Raw genomic sequence first — 11,488 nt, 5'->3', positions numbered from 1 at the left:
TCACTACCTATGTTTCAATTCCTCCTTTTCCTTCGCCTCAGCCAATTTCCACCAAGGCAAGTAGGGATAAGCGTGATGTTCGTGATGATAACCAAAGAAGTAACATGAAATAAAAGCCATAAAATGATTGAGTTTCTGACTTCGAGATTTATAAATATCATTTGCCTCATGTTCGCCACGGTGCGGAAGATAAGTACCAAAATAAAAAAGTTGTAGCGTACTCAAAATCGCTGGCACTTCCCAAAAGACAATCAGGTTTTCCATCGGAAAAACTAATTTCAATAGATTATAAGTAATTGCCATCAACAAAATCTGCCAGAAGGTAACGTACTCCAACGCAAATTTTAAATACCATCTAAAAAAGTTTCCATTATAATAATCTGGGTCATCGTCAGTTACTACGTTTTTATGATGTAAGTGATGTTTCTTTGATAATTTTTCATAATTATTATAAGCAAAAAGTGTAGCACACAAAAAACCAATGGCATAGTTGAGTTTTTTATTATGCGGAGCAACAACGCCATGAATAGCATCATGTGCAGTAATAAAAACGCCTGTATAAAGTTGCATTTGCAACAACATAAAAACATAGACCAAAGGATTATAAAAATCTATCGGATAATTCAACAAGTAGGCAAGCGAAATGCCCCAAAGTGAAATAATACTGATGGCAAAAAAGAGTCCTTTATACTTCATAAAACTGAGTGGCTGCACAAGTAATTTGAGAATGATACTTTAAAAACTCATTTATCCGTAACTTTGTTACAAAGATAAGATAAATCATTAGCATCCAGTTTTGCATTGAGCATGGCAAAAATAGAAAAAGAATTACAGCAGGCGATTGTGGCGATGCCTCAGAAAGAGAAAGATAAATTATTGTTGAGACTCATCGGTAAAGATGATATTTTGATTCAACAATTGACTTTTACTTTGGTGGAAGAAAGCCTAACGATGGAGTCGAGAAGAGACGAGATAAAAGTATTGATTGATAAATTATACGATACTACCAATTACTCTTCGGGCTATTTGATGATGGATATGCGTTATACCAATGCAGAAATTACTCGCCATGTAAAAGTAACCAAGGACAAATACGGAGAAGTAGAATTGACCTTGAAATTACTGAAAGAGTGCTTTGAAAAACAATTGAAATGGATTGAAAAATACTCTTCAAAGTCAGATACTTTGGCACTTTATGTAGTGAAAAGAACAGATTTTCTGTTAAAAAAAGTGGTGAAAATGCACCCAGATATTCAATTTGATTTTCATGCAGATATGAATACTTTATTAGAATATCTCCACAAATACGCTACTGCTTATTATGCCAAAGAATTAAAAATGCCAAAAACTTATGAAATCGCTGAGTCAGATATATAGTTGATGTTAAAACAAGCAAAGCTAATTACTTGACAATTTTCATACACAGAGTTTAACAGAGGTTTATGGAGTTTCACAGAGTATTTGTTACAATGTTTCTCTGTGAAACTCTTGTATTCTCTGAGGTTCTCTGTGTTTTTTATAAGATTGTCCATTTGTTGGAACATAATGTCACAATGTACTTTAAAGTCTTGTTAGTTAATGTTTTAAGTTTTACACATATCATAATTTATAACTCATATTTAGCATTACCATGAATCAACAAGAACACTTAGCGACTTTTATCAAGACTTTCTCTGAAAGTCTGCAAGATAATTCCTTTGTAAAAATCTCTTTGGGCAATTATAAAGGCACAGAAGAACAACTCAAGAATATTTATATCAAAAGAGTTTTAATCAAAAAAGAAGAAAAACTCAGTTTTACTTATCGCTACAAAACTCGTGATATTGTAAAGAATTTTTCACTGTCGGAAGGTATCAAAGATGTCGAAAAAGCATTGCAAGAAGGTTTTAATATTGCAACGCTTTTTACAAACAAATTTGATTTGATTATTGAAAAGTTAAATCAAAAAACCGTTTTACGTAAAACTGATTCAAGTAATCCAAAAGCCATTTCTTTGGAACATGACAAAGTGAAAAATCGCTTGATAAAGCCACAGGAAAAACCGTATTTGCATGAATTAAAGATTACCGATGAAGCAGGAAATGTCTATAAAAATGCACAAGATAAGTATCGTCAGATTAATCATTATGTTGAAATCTTGAGTACTTTAATCAAAGATATTCCTACGCAAAATCAGTTAAAAGTAGCCGATATGGGTTCTGGCAAAGGCTATTTAACTTTTGCTTTGTACGATTATTTGATAAATGTCTTAAAAGTTGAAGCAACAGTAACAGGCGTTGAATTCCGCCCAGACATGGTGGCACTTTGTAATAACATTGCCCAAAATACAGGTTTTTCAACACTCAATTTTGTAGAAGGAACAATTGAAGATTATGACAGTACAGGTACTAATATTTTAATTGCTCTGCACGCTTGCGACACTGCCACCGATGATGCCATTTACAAAGGAATCACCGCCAATGCCGATTTGATTGTAGTTGCACCTTGTTGTCATAAACAAATCAGAAGAGAAATTGAAAAACATAAAGCATCCAACGAATTAGATTTCTTGACGAAGTACGGCATCTTTTTAGAGCGACAAGCAGAAATGGTAACGGACGGAATAAGAGCGATGATTTTGGAATACTTCGGCTATAAAACTAAAGTGTTTCAATTTATATCAGATGCTCATACGCCTAAAAATGTATTAGTTGTAGGAATTAAAAATCCGAATGCAGTATCTAAAAAAGAAGAAATTTTGGCAAAGCTAAAAGCCACAAAAGAGTACTTTGGTATAGAATATCATCATTTAGAAAGATTGTTTCAATTGTAAATAATTGTAAAATAAAAGCGTTAGCCAATCACAAATAAATTAATGATTCGCTAACGCTTTTATTTTATTCACAGATTGTAATTATTTGGACTCAAAACTCCACACTCGCAATTCATCACTACTCTTTAAGGCGATAATCTTTCGATTTTCCAAGTATGCTCTTCTAATTTTGTATAGGCGATGCGGTCGTGTAATCTTGATGGGCGACCTTGCCAAAATTCTACATATTCAGGAATCAAACGATAGCCGCCCCAATGTGGAGGTCTTGGAATGGGTTCATTCCCAAATTTTTCCTTCAAATGTTTTTCTCTTTCTTCTAATACTTCTCGGCTTTCAATCACCATACTTTGGTTAGAAACCCAAGCCCCAATTTGGCTTCCCAGAGGACGAACTTGAAAATATGCGTCAGATTCTTCGGCTGAAACTTTTTCCATTTTGCCTTCAATACGTACTTGTCGCTCTAATTCTACCCAAAAAAAAGTAATACAAGCATGAGGGTTTTCGGCTAATTCAGCACCTTTTCTACTGAGATAATTGGTATAAAAAGTAAAACCTTCGTCGATTCCTTTCAACAAAACTACTCTCGCAGACGGCTTTCCGTCGGCTGAAACCGTAGAAACCAACATGGCGTTGGGTTCTGGTAATTTACTTTCAATGGCTTCATGAAACCATTTTTTGAATTGTTCGAGTGGAGAAGCGTTTACATCTTCTACATCCAAACTCCCTTTTGTGTAATTTTCACGTAGGGCAGCAATATTAATATGTGTCATAATACTGGTGACGATTTCTTAATGATTGTTGAATAGAATTTTTGTTTTTTCTATGATGATGCCAATTTCGTTAAAATTAAACAAAGCAACAATGAGGAATGTTATTGTTGGATTTTAAATTTTATAATATTGAATAGCATTGTAAAAAAAAGTGTTTGCTTTTCCTTGAAAAACAAACACTTGATCTATCGTCATTATTAATCTTCAATGCTAAAATCTATTCTAAAAATCACCAAACATAAGTAGCCACTACGCCAGCTTCAAGCGTTTGGGTGATTTTTTTACCTTGGAATGAAATATTAAAAGATTGAGCTTTGTTACTTTCGTTTTGAACGATTAAAACTTTTTTGCCTGAAAGGGTTTTAAAAGCAACATTCGGTAAAGTCATCGTTACGTTCGAGGCAATTCTTACCGCATTGGGACGAACAAATTTTGAAGCCTGTGCTACAATATAATAGGCAGGATTACGAGTAATCTTGTTGCCATCAATCGTAATTGCTCCCAAGCATTGCGTACAACCACCTTCGGTATGCGGATTTTGTTGTGGGTCGGCAGCCAAATTCCATTCCAATACTGTTTTTGCCCAATTGCGAGAAGCACCAATGATTAAATTTTTAATGTGCCAAGCAAAATCTCCTGCAAAGTTTCCTGGACTTCCAATCCATTGTTCAGTGAAATAGACATTTTTGTCTGGATGAGCATTATGAACATCCGAAAGAGCTTCAATACTTCCGCCATACAAATGAAAAGCCGAGCCGTCAATATATTTTCTGGCTTCGGGGTCATTCAAAATTGAGATAGGATAATCTGGTCGGTCGGCATTGTGGTCATAAATCAAGATTTTTGTCGCAATCTTGCCAGCTTTGAATGTTGGCCCTAAATATTTTTTTACAAAGAGTAATTGTTCTTCGGGCAACATCAATAAGCTTGGATTGTTTCCGGGATGAAGTGGTTCGTTCTGCACCGTGATGGCATCAATCTTGATACCTTCTTTTTTCATTTCTTGGATGTACTTGGCTAAATATTGGGCATAAACGCCATAATATTCTGGTTTCAAACTTCCACCTTTTGAATTATCATTACTTTTCATCCAAGTTGGTGGCGACCACGGCGAACCTAAAATTTTGATTTCAGGATTGATTGCCAAAATTAGTTTTAATACAGGAATAAGGTCTTTTTTATCGGGAGCTAATGAAAATTGGCTAAGTTTCGGGTCGCTTTCTCCTTGTTTTAAATCATTATATGAAAAAACATGGTCGTCTAAATCAGAAGCTCCAATGCTGATTCTGAGATAGCTTACGCCAATATTGTTGGCATTGGTCGTGAAGAGTTCTTTTAGCAAAGCATTTTTTTCGGCAATGCCCATTTGGTTGATTAACGTAGCACTTCCGCCCGTAAGCGTAAAGCCAAAACCATCCATTTTTTGAAAAGATTTGGTCTCGTCCACAAAAATTGTGGGGAGGAGGTTATCAATTTTTTCAAAAGAGAAAGTTTTGGCTTGTTTTTGCAACAAAGCAGATTTGTCGGGACTTGTCAGCCAGACTTCTACATTTTTGCCTTGAGCAATACTATAAAAATGGTTAATGCCAGCGAAACAGAAAAGGAGGAGTACTCTAAGCATATTTTTCATAAAAGGAAGATTGTTTTGATGTCAGCTTGATTCACAAGAGTCTGCAAAATAATCTCTTTTTCGTTTGTAGGGGTATCCTGTTTTGTCCTTGCCAATTAGGTAAAATCAGTTTTCAAATCGTACATATCTCAAAGTTGATAAGGATTTACACAATGGAGATTTTGTATATTCTGAAAATCTTTCATGTTACGAGAAACAAGAGTAAGATTTAGTGCAATGGCGGTTGCAGCAATGATGGCATCAGGAAGTTTTATTTTCTTTTGTTTTCTAATATTAATCGTTTGCTCTTCAATTTCTTGAGAAATTGAATGTGTAGTAGCTAAATCCATGAATTCTTTCAGTTCTTTTGTGGCAGATTCATGTCCAAGTATTTCAATACGATTAATTACAGATACATTAAAGTCGTTGTTTAATGCACTTTCCAAAAAAAGATGAGCATCAGAAGGGAGTGAACCCGAAAGGTATTCCAATATGACATTGGTGTCAATTAAATATTGCGTTCCCATTGTTCTCTACTACTTTCAATATCATCAATCATTTTTTGTGCTGTCTCTTTCGTTATACATCCTACAAAGTCTGATGGCTTCTTTTTCGTGAGTTCATTTAATTTCAAATCATTGAGTTGTGCCGATATTTTATGCCATTCTTCAATCGGAATTACCACAGCCGTGTGTTTTCCGTCGCTATCAGTTATATAATGTAATGCCATGTTAATAGCTGTTTGATACTATTCATAAAAATAGGCTTTTCTACTGACATTTTATATATTTCATAGAGTCAATTTCTGTACTCTATGAAATATATGCTTTGTTTTCACTACGTTACATTCATAAGTTGTTCCATCATGCTGGCGTGGAAGCTTTCTAAATTGTTTTGTAAAGTATTTACTAATTTCTGAGAGCCTAAATAGGCAATATTTCGTTGATGAAGTGTTTTTGGTTGAATATCTAAAATACTTTGAGTTCCGTCTGAGGATACGCCACCTGCTTGCTCAATCACGAAAGCCAATGGGTAACATTCGTAAAGTAAACGTAGTTTCCCATCTTTTGCTTTGCGTGTTGGCGGGTAAATGTAAATGCCACCTTTTAATAAATTTCTATGGAAATCTCCCACCAACGAACCAATATAACGTGCCATACAGCCTGATTCTTGACGCATTTTATTGATAAAATCTTTGATAGGATTCTGAAATTCATCATAATAAGCATCGTTGACCGAATAAATTTTCCCATCTTCTGGCATTTTCATATCAGGATGTGAAAGGAAATACTCGCCCAGAGAATTTTCATAAGTAAAACCGTTTACGCCTTTGCCTGTGGTATAAACCATGATGGTCGAAGAACCATAAAGGATGTACCCCGCCGCTACTTGTTTACGTCCGCCTTGTAAAAAATCGGCTTCGATGGCTGGCGTTCCGATAGGGCTGATTCTGCGATAAATTGAAAAAATTGTTCCGATAGAAACGTTTACATCAATATTCGACGAGCCGTCTAAAGGGTCCATCGCTACCACGTACTTTGCGTTCAGATTACCCGTTTGGATAATTTCGTCATCTTCTTCCGAGACTATGCCCACCACTTCTCCGCCATTAATCAAAGCCCTGATAAAGCGAATATTGGCAATCATATCTAATTTTTGCTGTGATTCACCTTGAACATTTTCAGTTCCTAAAGCACCCGTAATGTCGATTAATCCTGCCCGATTAATTTCACGATTGATGATTTTTGAAGCCAAAGCAATGTCCCTCAACAACTGAGAAAGTTCTCCTTTGGCATAAGGAAAAGCTTCTTGCTGGCGATTGATAAACCTGTCGAGCGTTGTGCCAACAGGTAAAGCGAGATTAAGGTTGTTGGTCATAGTTTTTGTAAGCTATCAGCCGTGAGCTATGAGCTTTGAGTATTAAGCTGTGAGTTATGAGCTTTGAGCTTTTTTGGTCTTTTTTTAAAATTAAAAATCAAAAATCTCATGGCTCAAGGCTCATAGCTCAAAGCTGGTAGCTCACAGCTAAGAAGCTATTTACCACTAATTCTAAGATAGTTTTCTTCAAATGATATGGCTAAATTTTTAGCCTTTGTGTCATAAGCTTCTTTGTCTGCCCAAGTATTTTTTGGATTTAATAATTCTTGCGGAACATTTGGGCAACTTTCTGGCATTTCTAAACCGAAAACCTCGTGTTTGATGAAATTAATTCTTTCAAAATCACCCTTCAAAGCTGCGTGAATCATAGCACGAGTATAAGAAAGTTTCATTCTTGAACCGACGCCATAGCCACCGCCCGACCAGCCTGTATTAATCAACCATACTTTTACATCGCCAGCTTTGATTTTTTCGCCTAATAAATCAGCATATTTTAGCGGATGTAATGGTAAAAATGCTGCACCAAAACAAGCCGAGAAAGTAGCTTGTGGTTCTTTAACGCCCATTTCTGTTCCTGCCAATTTTGAAGTATAACCAGCCACAAAGTAGTACATGGCTTGTTCTGTACTCAATTTTGAAATTGGAGGTAAAACCCCGAAAGCATCTGCCGTAAGGAAGAAAATGTTTTTTGGAGCATTACCAACCGACGGCACAGCTACATTCGGAATATAATTAATTGGATAAGCAGTACGAGTATTTTCGGTAACACTTTGGTTGGTATAATCAACACTGGTAGTGCCTTCGATAAAACGAGTATTTTCTAAAATAGCACCGTAGCGAATAGCTCCAAAAATTTCAGGTTCTTGTTCTTGACTAAGGTTGATTACTTTGGCATAACAACCACCTTCAAAATTAAAGACTTGTTTATCGTCCCAGCCATGCTCGTCGTCGCCGATGAGTTTTCTGTATGGGTCGGCGGAAAGCGTTGTTTTACCTGTACCCGACAAACCGAAGAATAAAGCTGTATCGCCATCTTTGCCAATATTGGCAGAACAGTGCATTGAAAGTACTTTTTTCTCTTCGGGCAAAATATAATTCAGTACTGTAAAAATTCCTTTTTTCATTTCACCTGCATAAGCCGTTCCACCGATTAAAATGATTTTTCTCGTGAAATCAATAATTGTAAAATTGCCTTGACGAGTACCATCTATGGCAGGGTTAGCTTCAAATTCTGGCACATTTAAAATCAACCATTCAGGTTCAAAGTTTTCCATTTCGCTTTCATCTGGGCGAAGAAACAAGTGATTACAGAATAGGTTATGCCAAGCTAAAGTATTGACAACTAAAATATTGGTTCGGTGTTCGGGTGCAGCACAAGCATAAACGTAACGAGCGTAGAGTTTTTTGTTGGCAACGAAAGTCAACATCTTTTGGTAAAGAGCTTCAAATTTATCAGCCTCAAAAGCCTGATTGATTTCTCCCCAAGCTACTGTTTCAGCGGTTTTATCGTCATATACCGAAAACTTATCTTTCGGCGAACGTCCCGTGAATTTACCAGTGTCGCACATAAAAGCACCTGTATCCGTAAGTGTACCTTCACCATTTTTCAGAGCTTCCTCGATGAGTGTTGATACTCTAAGGTTGAGGTGAATGTCGGTGTGGAGGCTTAAAATTGGATGATTAACTGTTGGTTTTGCAGTTGTGCTAAAGTCAGACGTAAGAATGTCGTGTTTCATAATATATCATTTTAAAAGACCAATAATCAATTTGTTTTGTTTTTGATAATTATCATACACAAAGATATATTTGCGTAAAATTACAAACAAGCGAAAATTCGCTAAATTATATATTTACACTGATTTCTTTAAATAATACCATGAAATAGGAGTAATTGACAGGTTTTTGAGCTTTTAAATATTGGAATATTCGAGTATGAGCTTACAAGAATTGAAAGAAAATCAAAATGGTTATATTAAATAGCCTATTTTAAACTTTGGTAGTTTAATGTTTTTTGTGTAAATTCAACTATGGATTTACTTTATACAGAAGAGCAACTATTTATTCCAATCATCTCAGATTACGGATTTAAGGCAACTTTTGGCAACGAAGGTAATACGCTTTTTTTACGTAAAGGTTTACAAGCTTTAATTAAGTCTGATGTGCCAATAACGGATGTTCAATTCGATAAAAATACTTTTGAAGGTATCACACAAGATGCTCGTGGTGGTATTTTTGATTTAGCATGTACAGATGAAAATGGTAATCAATTTATTGTCGAAATGCAATATGGAGAAGCTCCCAACTTTGTTCAAAGAATGAAGTTTTATGTTCTTCATAAATTTAATGCCATGGTTAAAAAAGGTAAATTTGATTATGGAGGACTTTCAAAAATTTATTGTATTGCCATTTTGGCAAATAATATTTTACCTTATCCTTTTTACCATAGTATAGCTAATTTACGATGCGAAAACGGAGAACTTTTTGACGAACAAATGACGTTTATAACGATAGAATTAGAAAAGTTTTCTTTAGAAGAGTTGAATGTTAAGAGTGATTTAGAAAAGCTAATTTATACTATGAAAAAGATACATACAGTGACAACGCCAGCTCAATTTCCAACATTTTGGGACGAAGAATGGCTAAAAGTAGCGATTGATGAGTTGGATAGACGAAAGATGACTCCTGATGAAAGAGCGTCATTTGAGATTTTGATAGCCAGAAATGCTGAAGCTGTAAAAGCTGAAAATAGAAAAATTAAAGAAGCACAAGATGAGGTGAAATTTGAGACGGTAAAAAATCTAATAAATTTAGGTATATTAACTTCCTCTCAAATTGCCCAGACCGTTGGAGTTAGTGAAGCATTTGTTCTGAGTATTATGAATAAATAATAACTACAAAAAGCCTGTCACACAAAGTGGACAGGCTTTTTTTCATCCCCAAGACTAATCAATCAATTAATGAAATTGTTCTTCCTCTGTCGAGCCTTTTAATGCTCCAGTTGAACTTAAGCCATTGGTAACAGTATTTTGGATAGCATCAAAATAACCTGTTCCTACAAAAGCTTGATGTTTTATAGCTTTGAAACCTTTGCTTTGTAAAGCAAATTCTCTTTGTTGTAATTGCGAGAAACCAGCCATTCCACGAGCTACGTAGTCAGATGAAAGCTCGAACATAGCCGTATTAAGGGCATGGAAACCAGCCAAAGTAATAAACTGGAATTTATAACCCATGGCTGCTAATTCTTCACGGAAAGTTTCCATTTGTTTTTCATCCATAAATTTCGCCCAGTTGAACGAAGGCGAGCAGTTGTATGCCAACATTTTACCCGGAAATTTAGCATGAATACCTTCGGCAAAAGCACGAGCCATTTCTAAATCTGGATTTCCCGTTTCCATCCAAATCAAGTCGGCATAAGGTGCGTAGCTCAATCCTCTGTCGATACCTTGTTGTAAACCATTTTTTACATGATAGAAACCTTCTGAAGTTCTACCTTTTTCATACTCTACAAAAGGTTTGTCTCGGTCATCTACATCAGAAGTAATCAAATTGGCTGCTTCTGCATCTGTACGAGCAATCACCAAAGTAGGTACGCCACAAACGTCTGCTGCCAAACGTGCGGCAATTAATTTATTGATAGCTTCTTGCGTAGGTACTAATACTTTACCGCCCAAGTGTCCACATTTTTTGGCAGAGGATAATTGGTCTTCAAAGTGTACGCCCGAAGCTCCTGCTTCAATCATCCATTTCATCAATTCAAAGGCATTCAAGTTCCCACCAAAACCAGCTTCTGCATCCGCTACGATGGGTACCATCCAATGTATATCTCCTTCGCCACTTACCGACTGAATTTGGTCTGCACGCAACAAAGCGTTGTTGATTCTTTTTACCACGTTTGGCACGCTATCGGCAGGATATAAACTTTGGTCTGGGTACATATTGCCCGAAAGGTTGGCATCTGCTGCCACTTGCCAGCCGCTCAAGTAAATGGCTTTCATCCCTGCTTGTACTTCTTGCACAGCCTGATTTCCCGTCAAAGCACCCAAGCCTGCTACCCATTCGTCTGTATGTAACAAGTTCCAAAGACGTTCAGCACCCATGCGAGCGATACTGTAATCAAACTGATACGAACCTGCTAAACGTGCTACTTCAGTAGCTGTGTAAGGTCTTTCTACGCCTTTCCAGCGTGGATTGGTTGTCCAATCAGTTATCAACTGTTGGATTCTGTCTTCTTGTGAAATTTTCATGGTTTTGTTTTGTTATAAGAATTTATAATAGCTATGAGTTTTGAATGATGAATTTGTAATGTCCGAAGGAATATGAAGGTCATTGATTTCGGCTTTCAGGTGTCGGATTTCGGCTTTATCAAATGCTTTTTTATTAGAGATAACCTCTAATGAAGACTTTTTCTAAAATTTCCGA

General features: G+C 36.1%; 11 protein-coding genes. 3 read left to right on the top strand and 8 right to left on the bottom strand.

All coding sequences use genetic code 11. From position 1 onward, the window contains the following. Positions 1–3: 3 nt before the first annotated feature. A complete protein-coding gene (locus tag VB248_RS10190; protein WP_323296663.1) occupies positions 4–696 on the bottom strand; it encodes a fatty acid desaturase in 693 nt (230 codons plus the stop codon). Between the two features lie 111 nt (positions 697–807). On the opposite strand from VB248_RS10190, the gene VB248_RS10185 reads away from it, so the two are divergent. Continuing rightward, positions 808–1,377: a hypothetical protein gene (locus VB248_RS10185; protein ID WP_323296662.1), complete on the top strand. Its 570-nt coding sequence runs from the start codon at positions 808–810 to the stop codon at positions 1,375–1,377. Between the two features lie 253 nt (positions 1,378–1,630). Next, a complete protein-coding gene (locus tag VB248_RS10180) occupies positions 1,631–2,812 on the top strand; it encodes a class I SAM-dependent methyltransferase (protein WP_323296661.1) in 1,182 nt (393 codons plus the stop codon). A 125-nt stretch (positions 2,813–2,937) separates the two neighbouring features. On the opposite strand, the gene pdxH is transcribed toward VB248_RS10180, so the two are convergent. The 6 genes from pdxH to pckA form a co-directional block, all read right to left on the bottom strand. Next, the gene (gene pdxH / locus VB248_RS10175) at positions 2,938–3,582 is read right to left on the bottom strand and encodes a pyridoxamine 5'-phosphate oxidase (protein WP_323296660.1); all 645 of its coding nucleotides are present in this window, start codon (positions 3,580–3,582) and stop codon (positions 2,938–2,940) included. Between the two features lie 229 nt (positions 3,583–3,811). After that, positions 3,812–5,203, bottom strand: coding sequence for a glycoside hydrolase family 30 protein (locus VB248_RS10170; protein WP_323296774.1), 1,392 nt, complete (start codon positions 5,201–5,203; stop codon positions 3,812–3,814). A 137-nt stretch (positions 5,204–5,340) separates the two neighbouring features. Next, positions 5,341–5,718 (bottom strand): type II toxin-antitoxin system VapC family toxin, encoded by a 378-nt coding sequence (locus VB248_RS10165; protein ID WP_323296659.1) that lies wholly within the window; start codon positions 5,716–5,718, stop codon positions 5,341–5,343. Further along, positions 5,700–5,921 (bottom strand): hypothetical protein, encoded by a 222-nt coding sequence (locus VB248_RS10160; protein WP_323296658.1) that lies wholly within the window; start codon positions 5,919–5,921, stop codon positions 5,700–5,702. Before VB248_RS10160 ends, VB248_RS10165 begins: the two co-directional genes overlap by 19 nt. A gap of 107 nt (positions 5,922–6,028) precedes the next feature. Continuing rightward, on the bottom strand, positions 6,029–7,069 hold the full coding sequence (gene fbp, locus VB248_RS10155) for a class 1 fructose-bisphosphatase (protein WP_323296657.1): 1,041 nt from the start codon (positions 7,067–7,069) through the stop codon (positions 6,029–6,031). A 155-nt stretch (positions 7,070–7,224) separates the two neighbouring features. Next, on the bottom strand, positions 7,225–8,805 hold the full coding sequence (pckA, locus tag VB248_RS10150; protein WP_323296656.1) for a phosphoenolpyruvate carboxykinase (ATP): 1,581 nt from the start codon (positions 8,803–8,805) through the stop codon (positions 7,225–7,227). 291 nt (positions 8,806–9,096) lie between these two features. Between pckA and VB248_RS10145 the strand changes: the two genes are divergently transcribed. Next, entirely contained in the window at positions 9,097–9,957 is an 861-nt protein-coding gene (locus VB248_RS10145; protein WP_323296655.1) for an Rpn family recombination-promoting nuclease/putative transposase, read from the top strand. Positions 9,958–10,023: 66 nt separating this feature from the next. Here the strand turns inward: VB248_RS10145 and aceA are convergent, their stop codons facing one another. Continuing rightward, the gene (gene aceA, locus VB248_RS10140) at positions 10,024–11,313 is read right to left on the bottom strand and encodes an isocitrate lyase (RefSeq protein ID WP_407652905.1); all 1,290 of its coding nucleotides are present in this window, start codon (positions 11,311–11,313) and stop codon (positions 10,024–10,026) included. Between the last annotated feature and the right edge of the window lie 175 nt (positions 11,314–11,488).

It is taken from the genome of Arcicella rigui, assembly GCF_034929435.1.
Lineage (GTDB): Bacteria > Bacteroidota > Bacteroidia > Cytophagales > Spirosomataceae > Arcicella > Arcicella rigui.
This window is presented reverse-complemented; position numbering and strand designations above follow the sequence as displayed.